Source organism: Achromobacter sp. JD417 (assembly GCF_041879325.1).
Taxonomy (GTDB): Bacteria; Pseudomonadota; Gammaproteobacteria; order Burkholderiales; family Burkholderiaceae_B; genus Achromobacter; species Achromobacter mucicolens.
On the sequence record NZ_CP087159.1, the window covers coordinates 167,782 to 194,383 of the forward strand.

A 26,602-nucleotide genomic window follows, 5' to 3' on the forward strand; every position below is an offset into this window, starting at 1 on the left:
CGGGTGGGGCGTATCAGGCCGGGGTCAGCGCGATGACGGCCTCGACTTCCACCGACACGCCTTGCGGCAGGGCGGCCACGCCGACGGCGCTGCGCGCATGGCGTCCGGCGTCGCCGAACACGTCGACCATCAGGTCCGACGCGCCGTTGGCGATGACGCTTTGGCGATTGAAGTCCGGGGCGCTGGCGACGAACACGCCCAGCTTCACGACACGTGCCACGCGGTCCAGACGGTCGCCCGTGGCGGCAGCGATCTGCGCCAGGATGCCCAGGGCGCTGGCGCGCGCAGCCTGAACGCCGTCGGCGTCGGACACCTGGTGGCCCAATTGGCCCAGATACGCGGCCTTGCCATCCTTGCGGGAGATCTGGCCCGAGATGTAGAGCAGGTTGCCCTCCTGGACAAACGGCACATAGTTCGCGGCCGGGGCGGAGGCGGGATCCAGGGTCAGGCCAAGCTCGGCAACGCGGGCGGAAATGCTGCGGGTCATATCGAATCACCTATGAAAAAAGGGAAAGCGCGTCTTGACGCTTCCCCGATGCTATCGGCCGCGGCGTGGCCTGACCAATCAATTCTTGCGAAGTAGGTATGAGTAAAACTAATGTGTGTGCGCCAGCCAGTCGTGCAGCGCCTGGACCGGCGCGCTCAATGGCCCGCGCGGCGTGACGAACCACCAGCCGATGCGCGGGTCTTGCAGCACCGCACCCGGCAGGGCTTGCACCAGCGCGCCGCTGGCCAGGTGAGAGGAGATCAGCCGCTCGCGGCCCATCGCCAGGCCCTGGCCGGCCAGCGCGGCTTCGACGACGATGTTGTAGTCGTGCAGACGCACCGTGCGGGCCGCGCCCAGATCGAATCCGAACGCGTGCGCCCAGGCGTCCCATTCGAACTGGTGCCGCGCGTGAGAGACCAGTAGCGGAAGACGCAGCAGATCGGCGGGCGTCTTCGGCCGCTTCCTGCCCGCGACCAGCGCGGGCGCGCATACGACGGACAGGCGTTCGGTCATCAGCAACGTGCTGCGCACGCCGGGCCAGCCGCCACGGCCATAACGGATCGCGGCGTCGACCTCTCCGCCCGCCACATCGGCCAGCGCGATGTCGGGTTGCAGTTGCAGATCGATGTGAGGATGCGCGGCCGCAAAGGCGGGCAGGCGCGTCGCCAGCCAGCGCGTGGCGAACGACGCCAGCAATCCGATCCGCAGGGTGTAGCGCGCCGGCTCGGGCCCGCGCAATGCGTCGGTGCCTTGGCGCAGCAGTTCAAACGCCGCATGCACGCTGCGGAAATAGTTCTGGCCCGCTTCGGTCAGCGCCACGGCGCGCGTGCGCCGTTCGAAGAGCGCGACGCCCAGTTCTTTTTCCAGGCGCTGGATGTGATGGCTGATGGCGCTTTGCGTGACAAACAGATCTTCCGCGGCTTGCGAAAAGCTCAGCCGCCGCGCCGCCGCTTCGAAGGCGCGCAGGGAAACCAGGGGCGGCAGGGATCGCGATGAACGCATCGGTGTGCAGGGCGGGAAGGTGCGGACCCGGGCCATGCTACGCGATGCGCACGGCTTGGCAACCTGGGCGTCGACAACCCGGGCCCGGACGGCAGCTTCGTGCGCCAATGCAAAAAGCCCGCAAACACGTTGCGGGCTTTTTTAAGGGTACTGCGGTACTGCAAATTCTTGGCTCCCCGAGCTGGGCTCGAACCAGCGACCTGCGGATTAACAGTCCGTCGCTCTACCGACTGAGCTATCGGGGAACAGGTAGAGGGGGCGAATTATGCACAAAAAATCGGAAGAATGCAAAGCGAGGCGGAAAATTGCGGTTTTGGCCAGTGAGGCCGGCCCTGTTTTTCAAGCTTGCCGTCATCCTGATCCCGTATCATGGCCGCCAGAAGAAGGAAGGCTCGCAACCTCTCTCGTCATTTCTGGGTTCACGTCATGTCTTCGTTCGACATTCAATTGCTGCTCACCGCCCTGGTGAGCGTTCTGGTCCTGGTCGCGCTGATCGTCTCGCGTCTGCGCATGCACCCGCTGCTGGCGCTCCTGATCGTATCCATCGGCGTCGGCTTTGCAACGGGCATGGCCCCGGGCGCCATCGTCAAGAGCCTGACCGATGGCGCCGGCAAGACGCTGGGCGCCGTGGGCGTGGTGATCGCGCTGGGCGCCATGCTGGGCAAGATCCTCGCGGATTCGGGCACCACCGAACGCCTGGCCAACGCGATCCTGCGCCATACCTCTCCCCGCCTGATTCCGTGGGCGATGACGCTGGTGGCGTTCGTCATTGGCATCCCCATGTTCTTCGAAGTGGGCCTGGTGGTGATGCTGCCGCTGATCTTCAGCGTGGCGCGCAAGCTGGAAAGCCAGGCGCGTTTCAAAGGCTCGGCCTATGTCTACGTGGGCGTGCCGGTGATTTCCGCGCTGGCAGCCATGCACGGCATGGTGCCCCCGCATCCCGGCCCGCTGACCGCCATTGCCACGCTCAAGACCACGGTGGGCCCCACGATGATCTACGGCTTCATCGCGGCGCTGCCGGCCATGATCTTCGGCGGGCCGCTCTATGGCGCGTTCATCGCCCCGCGCATGACGACGCGGCCGGACGAGGCCCTGCTCGAACAGTTCACGGCGTCCGCCGACAGCCCTGGCGGCAATAACGCGCCTAGCGTCGGACTGGGCGTGCTGGCGGCGTTGCTGCCCGCCCTGCTGATGCTGGTTCACGCCGTGGCCGAAATGCTGCTGCCCAAGGACTCGAGCGTGACGCACGTTGCCGCGTTCCTCGGCAACCCCGTCGTCGCGATGCTGCTGGGCGTGCTGTTTGCGGCCGTGATGCTGGTCTTCCTGCGCGGCGGCGACGCGGAGAAGCTGCGTGGCGCGCTGGGCCAGAGCTTGAAGCCCATCGCCGGCATCATGCTCATCATCGCCGGCGGCGGCGCCTTCCAGCAGGTCCTGACGAACGCCAAGGTCGGCGACGCCATCGTCCACCTGACCCACCAGTTCGCTTTCCCGCCGCTGATCCTGGGCTGGCTGATCGCCATGCTGCTATCGGTCTCCACCGGCTCGGCCACGGTCGGCATCGTCGGCGCCGCGGGTTTGCTGGCGCCACTGGCTGGCGCGGACCCCACGCTGAATTTGCCGCTGCTGGCCCTATCCATCGGCTGCGGTTCGCTGTTCTTCAACTACGCGAATCACGCCGGATTCTGGATGGTGAAGGAATCGTTCGGCATGACCATGGGCGAAGCCACGAAGACGATTTCCGTCGTGCAGTCGATCGTGTCGGTGGTGGGGTTGGTGATGGTGCTGCTGTTTAATATGTTGCCGGCGCTGGGGTGATGCGGGTGGGGGCGGATGCGCGTGCCCCAGGCGACTCAGCGCTTGGACGCCGGCTCGCAGGGTGGGCTCGGTTCGGTAAAACGATCAAAAAACCCGTGGCGTGTCACCGTTCGCTCAATCTTTGCGCCAGGTCCGATACAAACGTCGATTCGTCGGAATGGCTTGGTGATTTCCAGCGAATCTGTGCTTTCACTGGGAAATGTCAGGAGTAGCCACATGTCGGGCTCCGGAAACATTGCCGTGTAGTGAGCGGACGTCTCGCCCGGGCTCATCCCGAATTTCGCGGTGTTGTGGTTGTCGTTAAAGAAGACGCCAATTTTATCCGTCGCGCGCTCGGAATAATGCAAGAGCACAATGGGCGAGAACGTGCCCCATAAGGCTATGGAACACCAAAGCGCAGCTAGCAACGCAACGATGATTCCGAAGAATTTCAACACGCAGCCCATTATTTCCTCTTGCGCCCGCATTTGTGGTTAGCTTTGGCTTGGTGCCGAGCATTCCCCCAAGGTAACGGTACGGCTTCAACTGCTTGCAGGAGAGTCGAAGTCGTCAGTTCGTGGGGTTTGGCCTGGCGATAAAGATTGCAGCCCAGCTTGATGGAAATATGATCTGGCACATCGTCAGCACTGGCGGGCCAGGCACCGTTTTCGGGATGGTGCTGCATGGTCGGCCATCGCTTCTTCAGCACGGCAGTGTAGGCATCCAACAGCGCTTGTGCCATGCCCGCCGAATTGATGAGCTCGCCGGTACCAAAGCCGAGCGCGACGCCAACGTATCCATAATGGATGTTTGACCAGATGTCATAGTAGTAGTCGAAGTCGCCATACTTCTGCCAGCCTTCGTTCAGGCTTGAACCCAGCATGCGTTGCAAGGCAGGCTTGTGATCCCAGGGGCGATTCGGACCGATGATTTCAGCGAATGACGTGTACGCCCATAGCTTCGCTTCCGTCATTTTCTCCAGGTAGGTTTTCCGTCCTGACAGCTTCGTATACCAGGGAGCGCTCTCCCAGTCCTTCAAGTACGTTTTTGCGTCGTAGTGGTTGGCTTCATGTATCTGCCTGCCGCGAACGGAGAACGGATTGGTCTTCATCTCACGGACGATGTATTCGGCCAGCGGTATTGCCGTATCGGGGTGATCGCAGTCGGCCTGGCGAGTGTTCGAGAAGCCCTGCTCGTTCGGCGAGATCTGCTGTGTCAGGAATCTTTTTTCAGATGCGCCGCCATTGTTTGAGGCCTTGACGATGTTCCCCAGACCGACGTCTACAACCGCAATAGCTTGACTCGCGATCAGCGAAGCGCCACATGACGTTTTCATGCCGTCGACTGCAACGAAGCTATCGTCGATAGCGAAAGTGGCGACACCTTCGGCGATAGGAAAAGCGCCCTCGCAGCGAGGGCAAGTCACCATGTGCCCCATTCCCGCAGCGGCACGGCCAAGAACGTCATAGGAGGAGAACCCCTCCGTCACCGTCCCTCCATGCGTGGTCTTGTCGCCTACACGAACAATCGGGCGGCCTGTCATCTTTCGTCCTTGCGGATTGGCGGTGCGCGTACGACAACATTTCCTAGAACACCCAACAATCAGAAGAACCTGAAAAGTGCATCAAGGGCGCGGATGCTGGATATGTGTAGGGGCGCGTGTGCGGGAAGGTAGTCACGGCCTCGCCATCGACGCGATTGCCTGGCGTATCAAAGAGGCGGAACCACAGGGAATCGCCTCTTGTTTCTTGTCGGTGAAAGGAATCGAACCCTCGACCTTCTCATTACAAGATCGCTACGCACCTTTTATCGAAGATGCTCAGATTGCTCCAAACCGAGCACTGACGAGGCTTAGCTGATTGCGCGTGCTCGGCAGCTTGTTCTCGTTCTGGAAGTTAATCGCGGGTTTTGCCCGCCGGTCGCCACGCGGGAATTCGCCTAACAGGCCTATGACGCTGGGCGCGCACCGCTCGCCAAATGAGCATTTTTCTACGTGTTTATGCCAAGGCAGTTTGCTGCCGCTCAAGGAGATGTGCCCCATTTTTGCCGTCGACCATTCGTCCGGTCGTACTTTCCCGACATTCTCCTCATTGAAGTAAGCATATGTTAAAAAGCCTCTTTGCAAGGAGCGAACGTGCGGAAATCGTTCTTAGTAGGGGTTTTTTCGATGTTGCTCGCGGGCTGCTCTTCCGTGGCGGTCAGCCCCGAGTCTGGAAAGCCAGTACCTTTGGCTAACATCGTCGACAAGGATTTGCTTATCGGCGGAGCTAGCAAAGGTCAGGTCATAGTTGCCCGGGACGACGCCTTCGTTGGTGGAGGGGTCGACACACGGGTCTACGTGGACGGCAAACGAATCGCGAACGTGCCAAACGCCACCGTCCTGCGCTTCTATCTTCCTGCTGGAGAGCACAAGGTCGGTGTGCAGATTTACGGATTGAATAACTCGGAAGTGCCGGTTCGTTACGAGAAAATCAATGTCGCCGCGGCTGGGGTATATCGCTATCGCCTGATCTTTAACGGTGCAACTTGGGAGTTGATGAGCCTCGACTAACGGCAATGAAGTAAGCCGATGGTTAACCTCCCCCAACCTTGCCGCAGCGTTTCCTAGTTTTCCAGGTCGGTGATGGCGAGCAGTGTGTCGGCCTCCCATATCAACCCAGCCGGTAGCAGATGACCCACACCGGTAAGGCTCGGATGTTCCTGCCGTGCGCTTGGTCCGGCGCACCCTCCGGCATACTGCCGTCACGCGCTTGGTGCAGGCAGGCGTCGATCTGCCCACCGTGCAGCGTGTGAGTGGTCATAAGACCCCTAACCATGGTGGGCTTGTTATGCCCGCAAGGCGGCGAGTACATCCAGGCCGTGATGTGCACGCTGGAGGACCGGGTCTCCGAGACGATTACACCCAAACTACACAAATGAAAAAGGCCGATCCACAAGGAATCGGCCTTTTGCTGGGGTATTTCTCTGGTGCCGGTGAAAGGAATCGAACCCTCGACCTTCTCATTACAAGTGAGCTGCTCTACCAACTGAGCTACACCGGCGATGCGTGCCGGGGCACGCGCAGGGACTGCATTGTAATGAAAAAAATGCAGCCCCTCTCGTGGGGTCGTTATTTGACGATGGTCAGGCGCGGGCGCTTGGGTTCGTCGTCGTCGCCGTCGTCGTCGCCAGGGGCGGGATTGGCGTCAGAGCCTTCCGGGGCGGCAGGGGCCGGCGAGGCGCTCTGGGCGCCGGCTTCGGGCGGCTCGTAGGGCTGGACCTCGAAGCCCATGCCGGCGCCGGTTTCGCGCGCATAGATGGCGCTGACGGCGCCCACGGGAACGTAGACGTTTTCGGTCACGCCGCTGAAGCGGGCCTGGAATTCGATGAATTCGTTGCCCAGCACCAGACGGTTGGTGGCCAGCGTGCCCACGTTCAGCGTGATCTGGCCGTCGCGCACGTGGGCGACGGGCACCATGGTGTGCTCGTCGACCTGCACGGTGATGTACGGCGTGTAGCCGTTATCGGTGCACCATTCGTGCAGTGCGCGGATCAGATACGGTTTGGTCGAAGTTTCACCCATTACACAACCAGCCTTAGCGACGCATCACTTTTTCCGAAGGCGTCAGCGCTTCGATGTAGGCCGGGCGCGAGAAGATGCGTTCGGCGTACTTTTGCAGCGGAGCCGCATTCTTGGGCAGTTCGATGCCGTAGTGGTCCAGGCGCCAGAGCAGCGGTGCGACGGCCACGTCGAGCATGGAGAATTCCTCGCCCAGCATGTACTTATTCTTGAGCAGCATCGGGGCCAGCTGGGCCAGGCGATCGCGGATGTTCTGGCGAGCGTTGGCGAGCTTCTTTTCGTCGGGCTTGGCGCTGCGGTCTTCCAGCGTCGAGACGTGAACGAAGAGTTCCTTCTCGAAGTTGTAGAGGAACAGACGCGTGCGGGCGCGCATGACCGGGTCGGCGGGCATGAGCTGCGGGTGCGGGAAGCGCTCGTCGATGTACTCGTTGATGATGTTCGACTCGTACAGAACCAGGTCGCGTTCGACCAGAATGGGCACTTGACCGTACGGGTTCATCACCGAGATGTCTTCGGGCTTGTTGTACAGGTCGATGTCGCGGATCTCGAAATCCATACCCTTTTCGAACAACACGAAGCGGCAGCGTTGCGAAAACGGACACGTGGTTCCGGAATAGAGCACCATCATGGCGGTAAGTCCTTTATTGAAAAACGAAAGGCCAGCGCCTAAATCTAGCAGGCGCTGGCCCCAATTGCCAGGCAGGATAGGCGTACGGCCCTATCCGCCTCTTCCGTCCCCGATAGACGGGGTGGCTGGGGAACCTGGCGGGGCGTTACGGTTAGCGCACGTGTTTCCAGTACGAGGCATTCAGGCGCCACGTAACAAAGAAGAACAGGAGCAGGAACAACATGACGCCGACGCCGATGCGGACACGCAGTGTCTGGACGGGCTCGGCCATCCAGGACATGAATGCGGTCAGATCAGCGACGTCGTTGTCGTATGTTGCGGTTTGGGCCGGGTTGGCGGCCTTGAATTTGGCATCGAAAGTGGCATGGCCATGGTGATTGGCTAACGGCTCGGCCTTCACCGTGGCAAAACCCTGTGCATCGTACACCGTTGTGACGCGTTCCCAGGATTTGGGGGCGCCGTCCTTGCCTTCGACCTCGTGGACCGCGACCGTGGTCAGCTCGCGCGGACCCTGTTCCTGCCAGAGGGCATGCGGCATGCCGACCGACGGGAAGACCAGGTTGTTCCAGCCCGTGGCGCGCGACGTGTCGCGGTAGAACGTGCGCAGGTAGGTGTACAGATAGTCGGATCCCGAGGGCCCGGCGTTCACGGATTTGGCGCGGGCGATCACGGACAAGTCCGGGGGCGTCGTGCCAAACCAGGCCTTGGCGTCCTTCGGCGTCATGGCGACGTGCATCATGTCGCCAATCTTTTCGCCGGTGAACAGCAGGCTTGTCTTGATCTGTTCGTCGGTCAGGCCGATGTCCCGGAGCTTGTTGTAGCGCATCGAGGATGCGCTATGACAGTTCAGGCAGTAGTTGACGAACAGCTTGGCGCCGTTTTGCAGCGACGCCATGTCGTTGACGCGGTAAGGCGCCTTGTCCAGCGGATAGCCGCCTCCGGCGGCAAAGGTAGCGGTACACGTGAGCATCAAGGCCACGGCACCAATCAGCTTCTTGATCATGGTTAGTCCGTTATTCTCGTTGGCTCAGTGGGCGTGGAACGTGACGCGGTCGGGCACTTGCTTGAAGGTGCCCAGGCGGCTCCATACCGGCATCAGGAAGAAGAAGGCCAGGTACAGCAGCGTGCCGATCTGCGACGTCAGGTTCAACGGCGGACTGGGCGGCTGCGTACCGATGTAGCCAAGCACCAGGAAGTTGACCATGAAGATGCCGTAGATCCACTTGTGCCACGTGGGGCGGTAGCGGATGGACTTGACCGGCGAATGATCCAGCCAGGGCAGGAAGAACAGGATGACGACCGTGCCGCCCATGGCGACCACACCCCAGAACTTGGCGTCGATGACGCGCAGCAGCACGGCGACGACGATCAGGATGCCGGGGACGGCGATGCGCATGAAGCCCTTCAGGTTGCTCTTGGCAAACAGCACGATGGCGCCCAGCACCGACGCGCCCGCCAGCACCCACGTGAATTCATCGGTGGTGGCGCGGAGCATCGAGTAGAACGGCGTGAAGTACCAGACCGGCGCAATGTGCGGAGGCGTCTTCAGCGAGTCAGCGGGAATGAAGTTGTTGAACTCGAGGAAGTACCCGCCCATTTCCGGGGCGAAGAACACGATGGCTGCGAACACCAGCAGGAAGCCCGCCACGCCCACCAGGTCATGCACCGAGTAGAACGGATGGAACGGGATGCCGTCTTTCGGGCGACCGTACTTGTCCTTCGGGCCCTGCTTGATCTCGACGCCGTCCGGGTTGTTGGAGCCGACTTCGTGCAGCGCCACCAGGTGCGCGGCAACCAGGCCGATCAGCACCAGCGGAATGGCGATGACGTGGAAGGCGAAGAAGCGGTTCAGCGTGGCGTCGGAGACGACGTAGTCGCCGCGGATCCAGATCGACAGTTCAGGGCCGATGAACGGGATGGCCGCGAACAGGTTCACGATCACCTGGGCGCCCCAGTACGACATCTGGCCCCAGGGCAGCAGGTAGCCGAAGAACGCTTCGGCCATCAGACAGAGGAAGATCGCGACGCCGAAGATCCACACCAGTTCGCGGGGCTTGCGGTAGGAACCGTAGAGCAGGCCGCGCAGCATGTGCAGGTAAACCACGACGAAGAACATCGAGGCGCCGGTCGAGTGCATGTAGCGCACCAGCCAGCCCCACGGGACCTCGCGCATGATGTATTCGACGGACTGGAACGCGCGCTCGGCGTCCGGCTTGTAGTGCATGACCAGGAAGATGCCGGTCACGATCTGCAGCACCAGCACCAGAAGCGCCAGCGAGCCAAAGAAATACCAGAAGTTGAAATTCTTGGGTGCGTAATACTCGGACAGATGGGCTTTCCAGGTGGAGGTCACCGGGAAGCGCCGGTCCAGCCAGCCCAACAGGCCTGTCGTCTCGACGGTTTTCTCGCCAGCCATGTAACGGCTCCTTCTCTAATACGTGGCGTATTGTTTTACTTACGTAGATCGGGAAAAAAGCGCGACGCGAGCGTCAGGCCTTGTTGTCTTCATCGACGCCCACGATGATGCGGGTGTCGCTGAGGTACTGGTACGGCGGAACTTCGAGATTATCGGGGGCAGGCTTGTTCTTGAAGACCCGGCCAGCCAGGTCGAACGTGGAGCCGTGGCAGGGACAGAGGAATCCGCCTTGCCAATCCGCGCCCAGACCGCCGCCGCCACCCGTTTCGAAGTGCGCGGTAGGCGAGCAGCCCAGGTGCGTGCAGATGCCGACGCAGACGAAGAGCTCGGGCTTGCGCGAGCGGGCTTCGTTTTCGGCATAGGGAGGAGTGAAGCCGGGCCGCTTGGATTGCGGATCGGCGAGCTGGGAATCCAGCCCTTTCAGACCGGCGAGTTGCTCGGGCGAGCGGTGGATGATCCACACCGGTTTGCCGCGCCATTCGACCGTTTTCATGGCGCCGACGGGAAGGTCGCCGACATCCACCTCAACGGGCGCCCCGGCCGCACGGGCTTTTTCAGAGGGAGAAAACGTGCTCACAAGCGGCACTGCCGTTGCGACACCTGCTACGCCACCCACAGCACAGGCGGTGGTAACCCAGAAACGTCGCGAAGGATCAGGTGGCAGGTTGGGATCAACCGCACCGTCATCGTCATGCACCAGCGTATCCTGACTCATCTTCCTATCCTTGTTGATGCGCCCGCTCAACGAGTAGCATCACTTCTGCGGCATCGGGTTCGCGGGAATATGTAACAACATAGCAACCGCGTATTATAGGCCAGCCTACCCCAGGCGTATCACGAATGGAGCGGATTTATGAGCAAATCGACTGGTTTCGTCAAAGAGTTTCGAGATTTCGCGGTCAAGGGCAACGCGGTCGATCTGGCCGTCGGTGTCATTATCGGCGCGGCCTTCGGCAGGATCGTCGACTCGCTGGTGCGGGACATCATCATGCCGCTCGTCAATTTCATCCTGGGCGGATCGGTCGATTTCTCGAATAAGTTCCTGGTACTGTCCATGCCCGATGGGTATGCCGGGCCGATGAACTACGCGGACCTGACCAAGGCGGGCGCCATCGTCTTCGCGTGGGGCAACTTCCTCACCATCGTCATCAATTTCGTTCTGCTGGCGTTCGTGATCTTCTGGATGGTCAAGGCCATCTACAAGGCCCGCAACAAGCAGGAGGAAGCGCCGGCGCCGGCCAAGACGCCGGAAGACGTGGCCCTGCTGCGCGAGATTCGCGACCTGCTCAAGCGCCCGTAAATGAAAAAGCGTCCTTGAACGGACGCTTTTTTGATTTGAAGGGGCGGTGGGGTCAGGCAGGATTGTCGATATCCACGAATTCGACCTTGACGCCGAAGCGCTCGGCCACGGCCTGCCCCAGCGCCTGCACGCCGTAACGCTCGGTGGCGTGGTGGCCGGCCGCGATGAAGCCGACCCCGGTTTCGCGCGCCAGGTGCACCGTGGATTCCGAGACTTCGCCGGTGATGTAGACGCTTGCGCCCGCATCCACGGCGTCGGCCATCATGCCCTGGGCGCCGCCCGTGCACCAGGCGATGGTCGCCAGCGGCTGGTCCGGATCGCCCACGACGAGCGGCGGGCGGCCCAGGCGTTGCGCCACGCGCTCGCCCAACTGGCCCAGGGTCTGCAGACCGCTGGCCTCGCCCAGCCAGATCAGCCCGTCCTGGCCGCAGGTCAGAGGCGCGCCATCGTCGCGCCGCGCGGGGGACAGGCCCAGCACACGCGCCAGCTGCGCGTTGTTGCCCAGCGTGGGGTGCGCATCCAGCGGCAGATGGTAGGCGTACAGATTCAGGTCGTTCTTCAGCGTCAGGGCCATGCGGGTGCGACGGGTGCCGATGACGCGGCGGTCTTCGTTGCGCCACATCCAGCCGTGGTGCACCAGCACCGCATCCGCGCCGCGTTCGACGGCGGCGCGCAGCAATGCTTCGCTGGCCGTCACACCGGTGATAATGTGTCCGACCTCGGATCGGCCTTCCACCTGCATCCCGTTGGGACAGTAGTCCTTGAAACGGGCCGCCTGCAGGGTGTCGTCCAGCCAGCTGGCCAGGACGCGGGAGTCCACTTTATTCATTGCTAGTCCTATCAGAAACATGCGCCGATATTGGCTGATCTTTGCTCAGGCCGTCACGGTCTGCCTGGGTATTCTATTCGTGGTGACGACGTTGCGGCCCGACCTGCTGCGGGTGAACGGGCCCGGCGCGGTCCTGCCGGCCACCGCGGCGTCCGCGCGCGCGCCCGCCGGCGACGTGGGCGCGGTGTCGTACGCGGACGGCGTGGCAAAGGCGGCGCCTTCGGTGGTGAACGTTTTCACGACCAAGCACGTGAACGTGCCGTTGATCCCCCTGCCCGATGATCCGGTGCTGCGCCAGCTCTTTGGCCAGATGCCGGGCGCGAGCCGCCGGGAGGCCTCGACCAGCCTGGGCTCGGGCGTGATCGTGAACGCGGACGGCTACGTGTTGACCAACTATCACGTGGTGCAGGCCGCGGACGCTATCGAAGTGGCGCTGCGCGACGGGCGGCGCGACACGGCCAAGGTCGTGGGCGCGGATCCGGACACGGACCTGGCGGTGCTCAAGTTGTCCAACCTGCGCGAGCTGCCCGCCGCGACGCTGGCGTCCGACAAGGGCCTGCGGGTGGGCGACGTGGTGCTGGCGATCGGCAACCCGTTTGGTGTGGGACAGACGACGACGCAGGGCATCGTGTCGGCGCTGGGCCGCAATGGCCTGGGCCTGAATACCTACGAGAACTTCATCCAGACCGACGCGGCGATCAACCCCGGCAACTCGGGCGGCGCGCTGGTGGACGCCTACGGCAACCTGGTGGGCATCAATACCGCCATCTATTCGGAATCTGGCGGGTCGATGGGCATCGGGTTTGCGACGCCGATCGAGATTGCGCGCAAGGTGATGGACGATATCGTCAAGACCGGTTCGGTCAAGCGCGGCTGGCTGGGCGTGGAGCCGCAGGACGTGACGCCGGAACTGGCGCGGGCCTTTGCGTTGCCGCGCGACACGACGGGGGTGATCATCGCCGGCGTCATGCGCGATGGTCCGGGCGCGCGCGGCGGCTTGCGCGTGGGCGACATCGTGCAGTCGGTCAATGGCAAGCGGGTGGCGGAGACGACCAGCCTGCTATCGGAAATTGCGCAGTTGCCGCCCGGCCAGCGGGCCGCACTGGGCATATTGCGCGGCGGCAAGCCCGCGGAGCTGGCGGTGGTGGTGGGTACGCGACCGGGCAAGCCGCGCTAGGCGCATTTACGCGCCGCCGCACGGGCGGCGCCGGGGCTGATGCCGGTGCCGGGCTTGTCGGACAGTTCGCGCACCAGGGCCAGAATCAGCCGCTTGGTGCTGTCGGGTTGCGGCGCAAGCCGCGCGCAGATTTCGGCGCAGTAGCCATCGATGCCATTGGCTGCGGCGTCTGGCAGCCGGGGCGCGGGGTGGGCCCCGGGCGCGGCGGCGGGCACCACGCCATCTGTCAGCCACGGCACGCTGGTGCCCAGGGCGTGCGCCAGGCGCACGAGCGTATTGCGGGCGGGCGAATAGCGGTCTTCGCGGGTAAGGATGCGATGAATGCAGGACTGCGGCACGCCCGACAGGCGTGCAAGCTGGTTCTGGCTATGGATGCCGCGCCACCGCATGAGGGTGCGCAGTCTTTGAGAAAGCGACATGACTGCAATGTAGGACTGCGGTCAGAGGCCGACAAGGTAAAACGGTCCGCTTTTATGCGGACCGTCTTGGTGGCTGTGCGCCCGGGGTCAGTGGCGTTCGGTCAGGGAGTCCGACGCTGCGTCGTCCTCTGACGCGCTTTCCTTGGGTGTGACCATGCGGGCGCAGATCAGGCCGACCTCGTACAGCAGGCAAAGCGGCACCGCCAGCATGAACTGGCTGACCACGTCAGGCGGGGTGACCACGGCCGCGATGATGAAGGCGCCCACGACCACGTAGCCGCGCGCGGACTTCAGCTTGGAGAGCTCGACTACCCCCATCTTGACCAGCAGCACGACGGCCACGGGCACTTCGAACGTGATGCCGAACGCCAGGAACATCGTCATGACGAAGCTGAGATAGGCCTCGATGTCAGGCGCGGGCGTGATGGACTGTGGCGCGAACGTGGCGATGAAGTGGAACACCGTGCGAAACACCACGAAATAGCAAAACGCCATGCCCGCGATGAAGAGAAGCGTGCTGGAAACGATGAGGGGCAAGGCCAGGCGTTTTTCGTGCCGATACAGCCCGGGCGCCACGAAGGCCCAGGCCTGGTAAAGCACCACCGGCAGCGCCAGGATGAACGCGGCCATCATCGTGACCTTGACAGGCACCATGAACGGCGTGATGACGCCTGTGGCGATCATGCGGGTGCCTTGGGGCAGCGAGGCCAACATCGGCGCGGCCAGCACGTCGTAGATGGCCGACGCGCCGGGATAAATGAAGAGCACGATGAACACCGCCACCACGGCGCCGACGGCACGCAGCAGCCGGGTGCGCAACTCGACGAGGTGGGAGATGAAGGTCTCTTGCTGGCCTTCTTCTTGGGTTGCGTCCTGAGTCACGACGAAGTTCCGGTGGGCGAGACGGGCTTGGCGGCAGGCGCGGCGACGTCAGCCGCGGTCGCGCTGGGCGCCGGGGCGGGTTGTTGTTGGGGGGCGGCCGGGCGTGGGTCGGCGTTGGGCACGGGGGCGGGCTCGACGGCAGGCAGGTCCAGGTCCAGATTGTGGTTCTGGCTGGGCGGGGCGATCGTGCGCGCGGGCTCGGCGGGCGTGTCTGCGGCGGGGGTTTGCGTGTCGGCCGATGCTGCCGGTGCGGCCTTGCCGCTGGCTTCGCGGGCGACTTCGTCCAATTCGGCGCGGAACTGCTGCACGGGTTCCTGCAGCGAGGCGCCGGTCTCGTTCAGCGATTGCTGCACGCCCTGGGCCGCGTCTTCCATTTCAGTCTTGAACTTGCGGAGTTCGTCGAGTTCGATTTCGCGCTGGATATCGGACTTGACGTCATTGACGTAACGCTGCGCGCGGCCCAGCAGGTGACCGACGGTGCGGGCAACCTTGGGCAGGCGTTCGGGGCCGATGACGATCAGGGCGACGACGCCGACCACCATCAGTTCAGTGAGGCTGACATCAAACATTCGACGGCCGCTCGGGAATTGAAGCAATAAGGGCCGGCCCGTTCAGGGCTGGCCCGGAGGGAGACTGGCTGACGCTCAGGAGTTGGACTTTTCCTTGGCCTGCACGTCGATGGTGTCGCCGGCAACGCGCTGCTGCGTGACCGGTTCGGCGGGCTTGTCGCTGTTGGCTTCCTTCATGCCGTCCTTGAAACCCTTGACCGCGCCGCCCAGATCGCCGCCGATGTTGCGCAGCTTCTTGGTGCCGAAAATCAGCGCGACGATGACCAGGACGACCAACCAATGCCAAATGCTGAAACTACCCATGATGATTCTCCGAATTACGCAGTGGGGGCCACGCGCCCTTTCCAGGGACGCGAGCCGCCGATGATGTGGAAATGCAGATGCGGGACTTCCTGGCCGCCTTCGACGCCAGAGTTGATCATGATGCGAAATCCGCCATCGGGGCCCGGACGGCAACCGTTTTCGGCGGCAAGCCGCGGCGCCAACGACATCATTCTACCCAACCAATCTGCGTCCTCGCCCGTAATATCCTGCATGGATGTGACATGACGTCGAGGAATCAGCAGTAAATGGACCGGTGCGGCGGGATTGATATCGTGAAATGCAACAAAGTCCTCGTCCTCGTAGACCTTCTTGGACGGGATGTCGCCGGCGGCGATCTTGCAGAAAAGGCAGTTGTCGCTCATGGGTTTGGTTTCCGTGGTCAGTCCTTCGGGCGGCTTGCCTTTTCCACCAGGCCCGACAGGCCTTCGCGGCGTGCCAGCTCGGCCAGCACGTCTTCAGGCCGCAGGTTGAAATGCGTCAGCGCCACCAGGCAGTGGAACCACAAATCGGCGGTTTCGCTGACGATGCGGTCGGGCACGCCATCCTTGGCGGCCATGACCAGTTCCGTGGCTTCTTCCCCGATCTTCTTCAAAAAGGCGTCGGGGCCCTTGGCCAGCAGCTTGGCCGTGTAGGAAGCCTGGGGATCGCCGCCATTTTGCGGGCGGCGCGTTTCCAGCGTGTCTGCGATGCGCGCCAGGATGTCGGCGGCGGTCAGAGTCTGATCGGTCATTTGTAGATGAGTTCCGGGTCTTTGAGCACCGGATCCACCGTGACCCACGACGCATGGTCGGTCTGGCCTTCAAGGCGGCGGAAAAAGCAGCTGGCGCGGCCGGTGTGGCAGGCGATGCCGCCTTGCTGGTGGACCTTCAGGAGGACCACGTCGCCGTCGCAATCCAGGCGCAGTTCATGCAATTCCTGGACATGGCCGGATTCTTCGCCCTTGCGCCACAGACGCTTGCGCGAGCGCGACCAATAGACCGCGCGGCCGGTGGCGGCCGTTTCGGCCAGCGATTCGCGGTTCATCCAGGCGACCATCATGATCTGGCCGTTTTCGGCGTCTTGGGCGATGGCGGGGATCAGGCCGTTTTCGTCGAAGACGACGTCGGCCATCCAGGCAGGTTCGTTGCTCATGTTCAGTCCAATCGTACGGCGATGCCCTGTTCGGCCATGAAGCGCTTGCACTCGCCGACGGTATGCTGGCCAAAATGGAAGATGCTGGCGGCCAGCACCGCGCTGGCGCGGCCGGTGGTGACGCCGTCGGCCAGATGCTGCAGGTTGCCGACACCGCCGGAGGCGATGACGGGCACCGGTACCGCGTCCGAGACGGTGCGGGTCAGTTCCAGGTCGAAGCCGGACTTGGTGCCATCGCGGTCCATGCTGGTGAGCAGGATTTCGCCCGCGCCATAAGCGGCCATGCGGCGCGCCCACGCCACGGCGTCCAGGCCGGTGGCCTTGCGGCCGCCGTGCGTGAAGACTTCCCAGCGCGCCGGTTCGCCGGCCGCGGAAACGCGGCGGGCGTCGATGGCCACGACCACGCATTGCGAGCCGTGGTAGTCCGACGCGGCGCGAACCAGGTCGGGATTGGCCACTGCGGCGCTGTTGATGCTGATCTTGTCGGCGCCGGCGTTCAGCAGACGCTGAATGTCGGACACCTGGCGCACGCCGCCGCCCACCGTCAGCGGAATGAAGACCTGCGAGGCCACCTGCTCGATGATGGGCAGGATCAGGTCGCGGCCGTCGCTGGTGGCGGTGATGTCCAGGAACGTGAGTTCGTCGGCGCCCTGCTCGTTGTAGCGGCGGGCGATCTCGACGGGGTCGCCCGCGTCGAGCAGGTTGACGAAGTTCACGCCCTTGACGACGCGGCCGGCCGTGACGTCAAGGCAGGGAATGATGCGGCGGGTCAGCGCGTTGTGCATGGACGCGCCGGCCCCGGGGGTGCTGCTGGATGTGGTCATTTTGCCAATTCGTCGGCGCGCGCCTGCGCGGCCTGGAAGTCGAGCGTGCCTTCGTAGATGCTGCGGCCCAGGATGGCGCCTTCGACACCCTCTTCCTCGACGGCGCACAGCGCCTCGATGTCCTGGATGCCGGCGATGCCGCCCGAGGCGTACACGGGAATGCGCACGTGCTGGGCCAGGCGTACGGTGGCTTCGACGTTGACGCCCGACAGCATGCCGTCACGGCCGATGTCGGTGTAGATGATGGCTTCGCAGCCGTAGTCTTCGAATTTCTTGGCCAGATCCAGCACGTCGTGGCGGGTCAGCTTGCTCCAGCCATCGGTGGCGATCTTGCCGTCGCGGGCGTCCAGGCCGACGATGATCTGGCCGGGGAAAGCGCCGCAGGCGTCCTGCAGGAAGCCCGGATTCTTGACGGCGGCCGTACCGATGATGACGTAGGAGATGCCGGCGTCGAGGTAGCGCTCGATGGTGTCCAGGTCACGGATGCCCCCGCCGATCTGGACGGGAATGTCGTCGCCGACGGCGTCCAGGATCGCCTTGATGGGCGCTTCGTTCTTGGGCTTGCCGGCGACGGCGCCGTTCAGGTCGACCAGATGCAGGCGGCGGGCGCCCTGGTCAAGCCAGCGGGTGGCCATGGCGGCGGGGTCTTCGGAGAACACCGTTGCATCGTCCAGGTCACCCTGGCGCAGGCGCACGCAACGCCCGTCTTTGAGATCGATGGCGGGGATCAGCAGCATGGTTGGCAGCGAGAAAAAAAATGGGGTTGAACGGGCTGGCGCACGGGGCTCGGGGCCTACGGCTGCCAGTCTACAAAATTGCGATACAGGCGCAAACCGTGCTCGGCGCTCTTTTCGGGGTGGAACTGCACCGCGAAAATGTTAGCTGCCGCCACCGCGCAGGTAAAGGTGACGCCATAATCGGTTTCACCAACCGTCAGGCCCGGATCGGCCGGATCGGCGTAATAACTATGGACGAAATAGAAGTGCGAGTCGTCCGGAATGCCTTCCCAGATCGGGTGAGACCGGGTGTGGCGGACCTTGTTCCAGCCCATGTGCGGCACCTTCAGGCGCTCGGGGCGGGTGTCCGCCAGACCTGCCGCGCCCGTGTCGGCCAGGCAGGCTTCGTCGTCGGCGGGGATCAGGTCGGCAAAGCCGGGGCCGGAAAAGCGGCGCACGACGCCCGGGAACAGGCCCAGGCAGGTGGTGGCGCCTTCTTCGCTGGCGTCGAACAGCATCTGTTCGCCCACGCAGACGCCCAGCAGGGGCTTTTCGCGGGCGGCGCGCACGACGGCGTCGCGCAGTCCGGATTCGTTCAGGGTGCGCATGCAGTCCGCCATCGCGCCCTGGCCCGGAAACACCACGCGGTCGGCGGCGGCGATTTCCTGGGGCTGGTTGCAGATGCGGATGTCGGCGTCAGGCGCGGCGTATTTCAGGGCGCGTGCGACGGAATGGAAATTGCCCATTCCGTAGTCGACGATGGCGATAGTGGTCACTTCTGTCTGCCTGGTGCGGTGCGAAGGGGATGGCTTGCCTGGGTTGCGTACCTTACAGCACGCCCTTGGTGGACGGCACGACGTCGCCCATGCGCGGGTCGACTTCCAGCGCCATGCGCAGCGCGCGGCCACAGGCCTTGAACACGGTTTCCGCCTGATGGTGCGAGTTGAAGCCGCGCAGGTTGTCGATGTGCATCGTGATCAGCGCGTGATTGACCAGGCCCTGGAAGAATTCGCGCGTGAGGTCCACATCGAAGCTGCCGATGTGCGAGCGCGTGAACGGGATGTGATATTCCAGGCCGGGACGGCCGGAGAAGTCCACCACCACGCGCGACAGCGCTTCGTCCAGCGGCACGTACGCGTGACCGTAGCGGCGCAGGCCGGCCTTGGTGCCCGCGGCCTTGGCGATGGCCATGCCCAGCGTGATGCCCACGTCTTCCACCGTGTGATGCGCGTCGATGTGCAGGTCGCCCTCGGCCTTGATGTCCAGGTCGATCAGGCCGTGACGCGCGATCTGGTCCAGCATGTGATCCAGGAAGGGCACGCCCGTGTCGATCGTCTGCTTGCCGGTGCCATCCAGGTTGATGGCCACGCGGATGCGGGTTTCGTTGGTGTTGCGGGTGATTTCTGCGGTACGCATGTTAAGCACTCAAGATCTCTTGCAGGGCGGATAGCAAGGCGGCGTTCTCGGCCGGGGCGCCCACCGAGATGCGCAGGCAGTTGGCCAGCAGCGGGTGGGCATTGGAGAAGTTGCGAATCAATATTTTGCGCGTTTTCAGGGCAAGATGCACGGCGTTGCCGTCGAGCTTGCCGGAAAAGCGGGCCAGAATGAAATTGGCCGCGGAAGGGAATACCCTGACGCCGGGCAATTGCGCCAGCGCCGCGGCCAATGGCTCGCGGTCGGCGCGCAGCCGGGCCGCCTGTTCGTCCAGCACGGCCTTGTGCCGCAGCACGGCCTGCAGCGTGGCCTGCGTCAGCACGTTCAGGTTGTAGGGCGGGCGCACCTTGTTCAGCTCGGCGATCCAGGCCGGATCGCCGGCAAGGTAGCCAAAGCGCAGCCCCGCCAGGCCGATCTTGGACACGGTGCGCATGACGACCACGTTGGGCGCCTCCAGCACGCGCGGCATCCAGGTGTAGTCCGCGAACGGCTGGTAGGCCTCGTCGATCACCACGAGCCCCGGCGCGGCCTGGATGATGGCGTCCACGTCTTCGCGCGACCACAGACCGCCAGTGGGATTGTTGGGCGTGGCCAGGAACACGAGCTTTGGCTGATGCTGGCCGATGGCCGCCAGCATGGCCGGCAGGTCCAGGGTCAGGTCATCGGTCAGCGGCACGCCCACGAAACGCGCGTGGTCAAAGCGCGCGGCCATGTCGAAGTACACGAACGACGGCCAGGGCGACAGCACCACGTCGCCCGGGTTGCAGCACGCCTGCACCATCAGGTGGATGAGCTCGTCCGAGCCGTTGCCAAACAGCACGTCCGCGCCATCGGGCACGCCGAAGGCTGTCTTGACGGCGGCCTGCAGCGCGGAGAGATTCGCGGACGGATAGCGGTTCAGCGGCGTGTCGCGGACGGCGCGCGCGATGTCATCGCGCACGGCTTCGGGCAGCTCGTACGGGCATTCCATGGCGTCCAGCTTGATGCAGCCTTCGGCATGGGCGACGGGGTACGCCGCCAACTCGCGGATGTCGGCGCGAACGGTGCCTTTGACGCGGCCGGCGACGTCCGCCGGTCCCGCGCTCATGCCTTGTCGACCCGGTACTGGGCGCTTGCGGCATGCGCCTGCAAGCCCTCGCCCAGCGCCAGTTCGGCGGCGATGCGTCCCAGCGTCTGGGCGCCGGCGTGCGAGACCTGGATCAGGCTGGAACGCTTCTGGAAGTCATACACGCCCAGCGGCGACGAGAAGCGCGCCGTGCGCGAGGTGGGCAGCACGTGGTTCGGGCCGGCGCAGTAGTCGCCCAGGGCTTCCGAGCTGAAGCGGCCCATGAAGATGGCGCCGGCGTGGCGGATGCGGGCGGTCCAGACTTCGGGCTGCTCGGTGGAGATTTCCAAATGCTCGGGGGCGATGTCGTTGGCGATCTGGCAGGCTTCTTCCAGGTCGCGCACCAGGATCAGCGCGCCGCGGTTGGCCAGGCTGACGCGCAGGATGTCGGCGCGCGGCATGGTGGGCAGAAGACGGGCGATGGCCGCTTCGACCTCTTCGATGAAGGTGGCGTCGGGACAGAGCAGGATGGACTGGGCGAGCTCGTCGTGCTCGGCCTGCGAGAACAGGTCCATCGCGATCCAGTCGGCCGGCGTCTTGCCGTCGCAGATGACCAGGATTTCGCTGGGGCCGGCGATCATGTCGATGCCGACCACGCCGAACACGCGGCGCTTGGCGGCCGCGACGTAGGCATTGCCCGGGCCGACGATCTTGTCCACGGCCGGCACGGTGTCGGTGCCATAGGCCAACGCACCCACGGCCTGCGCGCCGCCGATGGCGAACACGCGGTCCACGCCGCCGATGGCGGCGGCGGCCAGCACGATGGGGTTGCGCACGCCGTCCGGCGTGGGCGTGACCATGACCAACTCCTGCACGCCCGCGACCTTGGCCGGAATGGCGTTCATCAGCACGGACGACGGATACGCGGCCTTGCCGCCGGGCACGTACAGGCCCACGCGGTCCAGCGGCGTGACCTGCTGGCCAAGCAGCGTGCCGTCGGCTTCGGTGTAGGTCCAGGTCTCGGCGCGCTGGCGCTCGTGGTAGGCGCGCACGCGGTCGGCGGCGGCTTCCAGCGCATTGCGCTGCGCGGCCGGCAGCCCGGCCAGGGCCGCATGCCAATCGGCCTTGGGGATCTCCAGCGTATGCGCTGCCGCGTCCGGCATGCGGTCGAACCGCTGCGTGTATTCCACCAGCGCGGCGTCGCCGCGGGTGCGCACGTCGGCCAGGATGCTGGCGGCGGCGCGGTCGATGGATTCGTCCTCGGTGGCCTCGAAGGCCAGCAGCTTGGACAGGGCGGATTTGAATCCGGGATCGCGGGAGTCGAGACGATTGATCAGGGCCATGGCGTCATGGAGCAAAGCAGGTAACGGTATCGGCCGCCGCGCCGGGCGCGGCGGGCGGGAGTCAGACGTTGCGGGAGGCCGCTCTTGCGAAGGCGTCCAGCAGCGGCTGCAGGCGGTCGCCGCGGGTTTTCAGGGCGGCCTGGTTGACGATCAGGCGCGACGAGATCGGCATGACGTCTTCCACGGCGACCAGGTCGTTGGCGCGCAGCGTGCCGCCGGTGGACACCAGGTCGACGATGCAATCGGCCAGGCCGACGAGCGGCGCCAGTTCCATCGAACCATACAGCTTGATGATGTCCACGTACACACCCTTGGCTGCGAAGTGTTCACGGGCTGACTGCACGTACTTGGTGGCCACGCGCAGGCGCGCGCCCTGGTGAACCGCGGCGTCGTAGTCAAAGCCGTTGCGCACGGCCACGGCCAGGCGGCACTTGGCGATGTTCAGGTCGATGGGCTGGTACAGGCCACCGGGCTGTTCCTTGGCGTGCTCGATCAGCACGTCCTTGCCCGCGATGCCCAGGTCGGCCGCGCCGTACTGCACGTAGGTGGGCACATCCGAGGCGCGCACGATGATCAGGCGCAGGCCGGGATCGCTGGTGGGCAGGATGAGCTTGCGCGAGCTTTCGGGGTTCTCGGGGACTTCGATGCCGGCTTCCGCCAGCAACGGCATGGTCTCTTCGAAGATGCGGCCCTTGGACAGCGCCAGGGTCAGGGGGGTGACGGAGGCATTGCTCATTGAGCCTGTTCCTTGCCGGTAACTCGTTGGATATCCGCGCCCAGGGCGCGCAGTTTCACTTCCATCTGATCGTAGCCGCGATCCAGGTGGTAGATGCGGTCGACCAGCGTATCGCCATCGGCGGCCAGGCCGGCGATGACCAGGCTGGCCGAGGCGCGCAGGTCGGTCGCCATGACCGTTGCGCCGGACAGGCGCGGCACGCCGCGCACGACAGCGGTGTGGCCGTCGATGTCGATCTGGGCGCCCATGCGGCGCAGTTCCTGCACGTGCATGTAGCGGTTCTCGAAGATGGTCTCGACGATGACCGACGTGCCGTCGGCCACGGTGTTCAGCGCCATCAGCTGGGCCTGCATGTCGGTGGCAAAGCCCGGGTACTCGTGCGTGCGGAAACCCACGGCCTTGGGGCGCTTGTCCATCGCGCCGCGGATCCAGCCGGGACCAGTCGCGATGGTCAGGCCCGCTTCGGTCAGCTTGTCCAGCGTGGCGCCCAGGATGTCGGCATCCGCGTTCTTGAGCAGGATGTCGCCGCCGGCCGCGCCCACCGCGCACAGGAAGGTGCCGGCTTCGATGCGGTCGGAGATGACGCGGTGTTCGGCGCCGTGCAGGCGCTCGACGCCGTCGATCACGATGCGGTCGGTGCCGTGGCCCTGGATGCGGGCGCCCATCTTGATGAGCAGTTCCGCCAGGTCCACCACTTCGGGCTCGCGCGCGGCGTTTTCCAGCACGGTGCGGCCCTCGGCCAGCACGGCGGCCATCAGCAGGTTTTCCGTGCCGGTGACCGTGACCATGTCGGTGCGGATGGAGGCGCCCTTCAGGCGCTTGGCGCGCGCCACCACGAAGCCGTGCTCGATGCTGATTTCAGCGCCCAGCGCGGCCAGGCCCTTGATGTGCTGGTCGACCGGCCGCTGGCCGATGGTGCAGCCGCCGGGCAGACTGACGCGGGCCTCGCCGAACCGCGCGACCAGCGGGCCCAGCACCAGGATCGAGGCGCGCATCGTCTTGACCAGGTCGTACGGCGCTTCCAGGCTGTCGACGTTGCCGGCCTGCAGCGTGACGATGCCGTCGTCGGCGCGTTCGGCGCGCACGCCCATGCGGGCCAGCAGGCGCAGCATGGTGCCGGTGTCGTTCAGGCGCGGCACATTGGACAGAACCAGCGTGTCGGCGGTCAGCAGACCCGCGCACAGGATCGGCAGGGCCGAGTTCTTGGCGCCGGAAATCGAGATCTCGCCATGCAGCCGCGCGCCGCCGGTAATGCGAAGCTTGTCCATCATTCACCCGCTTTCTGGTATTCGGCGGGGGTCAGGGTGCGCATCGACAGGGCATGGATCTCGGCTTTCATGCGGTCGCCCAGCGCGGCGTAGACGAGCTGGTGGCGTTGGATCAGGCGCTTGCCTTCGAAGGCCGTGCTGACGATGACGGCGTCGAAATGCGACCCGTCGCCCTGCACGTCGAGATGTTCACAGGGCAGGCCGTCAGCGATGTATTGGCGGACTTGCGCGGGAGTGGGAAGCATGGACGTCAGTTCCTGAGTTTGTAGCCGCTGGCCAGAAGCCGCAGCGCGTAAGCGGAGAGCGCAAGGAACACCGCCGTCACCACCGCCAGGCTGTGCCAGGGCGAGACGTCCGACACCGAGAAGAATCCGTAGCGGAATCCGTCGATGGTGTAGAAGATGGGGTTCCAGTGCGAGACGCTTTGCCAGAACGGCGGCAGCGTATGGATGGAATAGAACACGCCGGACAGGAAGGTGGCCGGCATGATCAGGAAGTTCTGGAAGGCCGCGAGCTGGTCGAATTTTTCGGACCACAGGCCCGCGACCAGTCCCAGCGTGCCCATGATGCCGCACGCAATCACTGCAAAGACCAGCACCCACAGCGGATGCGCGGGCGCCAGCGGCACGAAGAACAGCGCCACGGCCCACACGCACAGGCCGACCGCCAGACCCCGCGCGATCGCGGCCAGCACGTAGGCGCCGAAGATGTCCCGGTGCGACAGCGGCGGCAGCAGCATGAACACCAGGTTGCCGGTGATGCGGCTCTGGATGAGCGACGAGGACGGGTTGGCGAACGCGTTCTGCAGCATGCTCATCATCATGAGCCCGGGGATCAGGAACGACGTGTAGGGCACGGTGCCGTACACCGTGACGCGCCCTTCCAGCACGTGCGCGAAGACCAGCAGGTACAGCAGCGCGGTGATGACCGGCGCGGCGATGGTCTGGAAACTGACCTTCCAGAAGCGCAGCAATTCCTTGCGCAGCAGGGTCGGAAAGCCGGAGCCGGCGTCCAGGCGGGGCTGCACCAGCGGCTGGCCGGCAGGCGTGGCGGGCTGGGTCATGATGAGATCTCTTCGGGTTGCAGGGCGCGCGCGCCGGGCTCGTCGTCCTGGTGCATGATGCGCACGAAAGCGTCTTCCAGGTCCACGCCGCCCACGCGGGCAAGCAGCGCCTGGGTGGTGTCCAGCGCCACGACACGCCCGCCCTTGAGCATGGCGATGCGGTTACAGAGCGCCTCGGCCTCTTCCAGGTAGTGCGTGGTGAGCATGATGGTGTGGCCGGCCTTGTTCAGCCGCGAAATGAACTCCCACAGCGTGCGGCGCAGGTCCACGTCCACGCCCGCGGTCGGCTCGTCCAGCACGATGACCGGCGGGCGGTGCACCAGCGCCTGCGCCACCAGCACGCGGCGCTTCATGCCGCCGGACAGCGCGCGCATGTTGGAATTGGCCTTGTCGGCCAGGCCCAGGTTGAACAGGATCTCGTCGATCCAGTCGTCGTTCTTGCGCAGGCCGAAGTATCCGGACTGGATGCGCAGCGTCTCGCGCACGGTAAAGAACGGGTCATAGACCAATTCCTGCGGCACGACGCCCAGCGCCCGCCGCGCCGACTTGTAGTCGGCCACGACGTCGTAACCACAGACGGTGGCGCGGCCCGAGGTGGCGTGCGCGAGGCCCGCCAGGATGGAGATGAGCGTGGTCTTGCCTGCGCCGTTGGGACCGAGCAGGCCGAAGAACTCGCCGTGCTCGATGTTCAGGCTGACGTTGTCCAGCGCCTGAAAGCCGGGCCGGGGCGCGCGCCCGAGCAGTTTCTGCCAGCCGCGCTGGCGCGGCGAGTAGATCTTGGAGACGTTTTCTAGGCTGACGGCAGACATGACGGGGGGAGATGGCCCGGAAAGAGCGAATTGACCATTATATAAGCGCGGTGCGGCAGGAGCCCTGATGGCCCCGGTGGCAAAAGGGACGCCCCGCTTGTTGCGTCCCCAAAAGCAATCGGCCCGGCGGACCCCCGAGGGGACGCGCCGGGCCGAGCTGAGCCTGAGCGGGTCTTTACTTGTTGCGCTGGTTCAGCGCCTGGATCAGGCCGTCGATGCCGTTCTGGTTGATCTGCTGGGCGAACTGGTTGCGGTAGTTCTCGATCAGCCAGATGCCTTCGACGTTCATGTCGTAGATCTTCCAGCCCTGCGGGGTCTTTTCCAGGCGGTAGTCCACGCCCACCGGCTGGCTGTTGGACTGGCTGATCAGCGTGCGCACGACCACGTCGTCGGCCTTGGGATCGCCGCGGAACGGCAGGCCGGTGATGGTGGTGCCGGACGTGACGCGGGTCAGCGCGCCGCTGTACGTGCGGATCAGCGTGCCGCGAAAGGCCTCGGCCAGCGCCGTTTTTTGCTGGTCGGAGGCCTGGCGCCAGTAGCGGCCGGCGGCCAGTCGCGTCGTCTTCTGGAAGTTGACGTACGGCAGGATGTGCTGGTCGACGACCTGGTTGATGCGGGCGGTGTTGCCGGCCCGGACCGCGCCGTCAGCCTTCAGGACATCCAGGGCCTCGTTGGCGGCAGCCAGCACGAATTGTTCGGGCGGGCCGTTGGGATCCGGCTTGGCTTGTGCGGCCGACGCGGCCGTGGCGGCGGACAGGCCGAGCAGGCCCGCGAACATCAGTCGCTGCAACAGGGAGGGAACGGAAAATCGCATCAAATCTCCTTCAGTACCGAAAGCGCAATCCGA

General features: G+C 64.6%; 33 protein-coding genes and 2 tRNA genes. 4 read left to right on the forward strand and 31 right to left on the reverse strand.

The features are described 5' to 3' along the window. Window positions 1–13: 13 nt before the first annotated feature. The 3 genes from LN047_RS00775 to LN047_RS00785 form a co-directional block, all read right to left on the reverse strand. Entirely contained in the window at window positions 14–487 is a 474-nt protein-coding gene (locus LN047_RS00775) for a RidA family protein (protein WP_128829732.1), read from the reverse strand. Window positions 488–595: 108 nt separating this feature from the next. Next, window positions 596–1,489 carry a LysR substrate-binding domain-containing protein gene (locus LN047_RS00780; protein ID WP_373980927.1) on the reverse strand — a complete coding sequence of 298 codons (894 nt, stop codon included), beginning with the start codon at window positions 1,487–1,489 and terminating at the stop codon, window positions 596–598. 169 nt (window positions 1,490–1,658) lie between these two features. After that, window positions 1,659–1,734 (reverse strand) — tRNA-Asn (locus LN047_RS00785). Window positions 1,735–1,915: 181 nt separating this feature from the next. Between LN047_RS00785 and LN047_RS00790 the strand changes: the two genes are divergently transcribed. Then, window positions 1,916–3,304 (forward strand): GntP family permease, encoded by a 1,389-nt coding sequence (locus tag LN047_RS00790; RefSeq protein ID WP_217618955.1) that lies wholly within the window; start codon window positions 1,916–1,918, stop codon window positions 3,302–3,304. Between the two features lie 35 nt (window positions 3,305–3,339). Here LN047_RS00790 and LN047_RS00795 read toward each other — a convergent pair whose 3' ends face one another. Both LN047_RS00795 and LN047_RS00800 read right to left on the reverse strand, forming a co-directional pair. Further along, window positions 3,340–3,741, reverse strand: coding sequence for a hypothetical protein (locus tag LN047_RS00795; RefSeq protein ID WP_142051906.1), 402 nt, complete (start codon window positions 3,739–3,741; stop codon window positions 3,340–3,342). An 8-nt stretch (window positions 3,742–3,749) separates the two neighbouring features. Beyond that, complete coding sequence (locus tag LN047_RS00800) at window positions 3,750–4,826, reverse strand: PAAR domain-containing protein (protein WP_373980928.1); 1,077 nt, start codon at window positions 4,824–4,826, stop codon at window positions 3,750–3,752. 591 nt (window positions 4,827–5,417) lie between these two features. Between LN047_RS00800 and LN047_RS00805 the strand changes: the two genes are divergently transcribed. Further along, the gene (locus LN047_RS00805; protein ID WP_373980929.1) at window positions 5,418–5,834 is read left to right on the forward strand and encodes a hypothetical protein; all 417 of its coding nucleotides are present in this window, start codon (window positions 5,418–5,420) and stop codon (window positions 5,832–5,834) included. A gap of 414 nt (window positions 5,835–6,248) precedes the next feature. Here LN047_RS00805 and LN047_RS00810 read toward each other — a convergent pair. The 6 genes from LN047_RS00810 to petA all read right to left on the reverse strand — a co-directional run bounded on the left by LN047_RS00810 (window position 6,249) and on the right by petA (window position 10,601). After that, window positions 6,249–6,324 (reverse strand) — tRNA-Thr (locus LN047_RS00810). Between the two features lie 68 nt (window positions 6,325–6,392). Then, complete coding sequence (locus LN047_RS00815; RefSeq protein WP_226847706.1) at window positions 6,393–6,845, reverse strand: ClpXP protease specificity-enhancing factor; 453 nt, start codon at window positions 6,843–6,845, stop codon at window positions 6,393–6,395. 13 nt (window positions 6,846–6,858) lie between these two features. Further along, entirely contained in the window at window positions 6,859–7,470 is a 612-nt protein-coding gene (locus LN047_RS00820; RefSeq protein WP_006388039.1) for a glutathione S-transferase N-terminal domain-containing protein, read from the reverse strand. 151 nt (window positions 7,471–7,621) lie between these two features. Continuing rightward, entirely contained in the window at window positions 7,622–8,473 is an 852-nt protein-coding gene (locus LN047_RS00825; RefSeq protein ID WP_056320427.1) for a cytochrome c1, read from the reverse strand. Between the two features lie 24 nt (window positions 8,474–8,497). Beyond that, window positions 8,498–9,886, reverse strand: a complete 1,389-nt coding sequence (locus tag LN047_RS00830; protein WP_056320424.1) for a cytochrome bc complex cytochrome b subunit — start codon at window positions 9,884–9,886, stop codon at window positions 8,498–8,500. Between the two features lie 73 nt (window positions 9,887–9,959). Next, the gene (petA, locus tag LN047_RS00835; protein WP_373980930.1) at window positions 9,960–10,601 is read right to left on the reverse strand and encodes a ubiquinol-cytochrome c reductase iron-sulfur subunit; all 642 of its coding nucleotides are present in this window, start codon (window positions 10,599–10,601) and stop codon (window positions 9,960–9,962) included. A gap of 138 nt (window positions 10,602–10,739) precedes the next feature. On the opposite strand from petA, the gene mscL reads away from it, so the two are divergent. Then, the gene (gene mscL / locus LN047_RS00840; RefSeq protein WP_152383135.1) at window positions 10,740–11,186 is read left to right on the forward strand and encodes a large conductance mechanosensitive channel protein MscL; all 447 of its coding nucleotides are present in this window, start codon (window positions 10,740–10,742) and stop codon (window positions 11,184–11,186) included. A gap of 52 nt (window positions 11,187–11,238) precedes the next feature. Here the strand turns inward: mscL and LN047_RS00845 are convergent, their stop codons facing one another. Continuing rightward, on the reverse strand, window positions 11,239–12,015 hold the full coding sequence (locus LN047_RS00845; protein WP_373980931.1) for a Nif3-like dinuclear metal center hexameric protein: 777 nt from the start codon (window positions 12,013–12,015) through the stop codon (window positions 11,239–11,241). Between the two features lie 19 nt (window positions 12,016–12,034). On the opposite strand from LN047_RS00845, the gene LN047_RS00850 reads away from it, so the two are divergent. Continuing rightward, window positions 12,035–13,192, forward strand: coding sequence for a trypsin-like peptidase domain-containing protein (locus tag LN047_RS00850; protein WP_373980932.1), 1,158 nt, complete (start codon window positions 12,035–12,037; stop codon window positions 13,190–13,192). On the opposite strand, the gene LN047_RS00855 is transcribed toward LN047_RS00850, so the two are convergent. From LN047_RS00855 to LN047_RS00945, 19 genes are all read right to left on the reverse strand, one after another. Next, window positions 13,189–13,611 carry a helix-turn-helix domain-containing protein gene (locus LN047_RS00855; RefSeq protein ID WP_373980933.1) on the reverse strand — a complete coding sequence of 141 codons (423 nt, stop codon included), beginning with the start codon at window positions 13,609–13,611 and terminating at the stop codon, window positions 13,189–13,191. The genes LN047_RS00850 and LN047_RS00855 overlap by 4 nt on opposite strands. Before the next feature lie 87 nt (window positions 13,612–13,698). Next, window positions 13,699–14,493, reverse strand: coding sequence for a twin-arginine translocase subunit TatC (gene tatC / locus LN047_RS00860; protein ID WP_313692283.1), 795 nt, complete (start codon window positions 14,491–14,493; stop codon window positions 13,699–13,701). Continuing rightward, on the reverse strand, window positions 14,490–15,062 hold the full coding sequence (gene tatB / locus LN047_RS00865) for a Sec-independent protein translocase protein TatB (RefSeq protein ID WP_373980934.1): 573 nt from the start codon (window positions 15,060–15,062) through the stop codon (window positions 14,490–14,492). Before tatB ends, tatC begins: the two co-directional genes overlap by 4 nt. Before the next feature lie 75 nt (window positions 15,063–15,137). Then, window positions 15,138–15,365 (reverse strand): Sec-independent protein translocase subunit TatA, encoded by a 228-nt coding sequence (tatA, locus tag LN047_RS00870; protein ID WP_056320404.1) that lies wholly within the window; start codon window positions 15,363–15,365, stop codon window positions 15,138–15,140. A 14-nt stretch (window positions 15,366–15,379) separates the two neighbouring features. Further along, the gene (locus LN047_RS00875) at window positions 15,380–15,748 is read right to left on the reverse strand and encodes a histidine triad nucleotide-binding protein (RefSeq protein WP_056320402.1); all 369 of its coding nucleotides are present in this window, start codon (window positions 15,746–15,748) and stop codon (window positions 15,380–15,382) included. Between the two features lie 17 nt (window positions 15,749–15,765). Next, entirely contained in the window at window positions 15,766–16,116 is a 351-nt protein-coding gene (locus LN047_RS00880) for a phosphoribosyl-ATP diphosphatase (protein WP_062840179.1), read from the reverse strand. Further along, window positions 16,113–16,517, reverse strand: a complete 405-nt coding sequence (hisI, locus tag LN047_RS00885; RefSeq protein WP_373980935.1) for a phosphoribosyl-AMP cyclohydrolase — start codon at window positions 16,515–16,517, stop codon at window positions 16,113–16,115. Before hisI ends, LN047_RS00880 begins: the two co-directional genes overlap by 4 nt. Window positions 16,518–16,519: 2 nt before the next feature. Further along, complete coding sequence (gene hisF / locus LN047_RS00890; RefSeq protein WP_175156357.1) at window positions 16,520–17,341, reverse strand: imidazole glycerol phosphate synthase subunit HisF; 822 nt, start codon at window positions 17,339–17,341, stop codon at window positions 16,520–16,522. Further along, window positions 17,338–18,078 (reverse strand): 1-(5-phosphoribosyl)-5-[(5-phosphoribosylamino)methylideneamino]imidazole-4-carboxamide isomerase, encoded by a 741-nt coding sequence (gene hisA / locus LN047_RS00895; protein ID WP_006224535.1) that lies wholly within the window; start codon window positions 18,076–18,078, stop codon window positions 17,338–17,340. The genes hisF and hisA overlap by 4 nt, the downstream gene beginning before the upstream one ends. Before the next feature lie 56 nt (window positions 18,079–18,134). Continuing rightward, window positions 18,135–18,833, reverse strand: a complete 699-nt coding sequence (gene hisH, locus LN047_RS00900; RefSeq protein WP_062840181.1) for an imidazole glycerol phosphate synthase subunit HisH — start codon at window positions 18,831–18,833, stop codon at window positions 18,135–18,137. 52 nt (window positions 18,834–18,885) lie between these two features. Further along, the gene (gene hisB, locus LN047_RS00905; protein ID WP_008160445.1) at window positions 18,886–19,473 is read right to left on the reverse strand and encodes an imidazoleglycerol-phosphate dehydratase HisB; all 588 of its coding nucleotides are present in this window, start codon (window positions 19,471–19,473) and stop codon (window positions 18,886–18,888) included. Window position 19,474: 1 nt separating this feature from the next. Next, window positions 19,475–20,578 (reverse strand): histidinol-phosphate transaminase, encoded by a 1,104-nt coding sequence (gene hisC, locus LN047_RS00910; protein WP_373980936.1) that lies wholly within the window; start codon window positions 20,576–20,578, stop codon window positions 19,475–19,477. Beyond that, window positions 20,575–21,879, reverse strand: coding sequence for a histidinol dehydrogenase (gene hisD / locus LN047_RS00915; RefSeq protein WP_373980937.1), 1,305 nt, complete (start codon window positions 21,877–21,879; stop codon window positions 20,575–20,577). The genes hisC and hisD overlap by 4 nt, the downstream gene beginning before the upstream one ends. Window positions 21,880–21,940: 61 nt before the next feature. Then, window positions 21,941–22,615, reverse strand: a complete 675-nt coding sequence (hisG, locus tag LN047_RS00920) for an ATP phosphoribosyltransferase (protein WP_056320385.1) — start codon at window positions 22,613–22,615, stop codon at window positions 21,941–21,943. After that, window positions 22,612–23,883, reverse strand: coding sequence for a UDP-N-acetylglucosamine 1-carboxyvinyltransferase (gene murA / locus LN047_RS00925; protein ID WP_373982094.1), 1,272 nt, complete (start codon window positions 23,881–23,883; stop codon window positions 22,612–22,614). Before murA ends, hisG begins: the two co-directional genes overlap by 4 nt. Next, on the reverse strand, window positions 23,883–24,128 hold the full coding sequence (locus LN047_RS00930; protein WP_056320382.1) for a BolA family protein: 246 nt from the start codon (window positions 24,126–24,128) through the stop codon (window positions 23,883–23,885). Before LN047_RS00930 ends, murA begins: the two co-directional genes overlap by 1 nt. 5 nt (window positions 24,129–24,133) lie before the next feature. Beyond that, complete coding sequence (locus LN047_RS00935; RefSeq protein WP_373980938.1) at window positions 24,134–24,946, reverse strand: ABC transporter permease; 813 nt, start codon at window positions 24,944–24,946, stop codon at window positions 24,134–24,136. Further along, window positions 24,943–25,755 carry an ABC transporter ATP-binding protein gene (locus LN047_RS00940; protein WP_056320378.1) on the reverse strand — a complete coding sequence of 271 codons (813 nt, stop codon included), beginning with the start codon at window positions 25,753–25,755 and terminating at the stop codon, window positions 24,943–24,945. Before LN047_RS00940 ends, LN047_RS00935 begins: the two co-directional genes overlap by 4 nt. Before the next feature lie 175 nt (window positions 25,756–25,930). Continuing rightward, entirely contained in the window at window positions 25,931–26,569 is a 639-nt protein-coding gene (locus LN047_RS00945; RefSeq protein ID WP_063954044.1) for a phospholipid-binding protein MlaC, read from the reverse strand. Window positions 26,570–26,602: the final 33 nt, after the last annotated feature.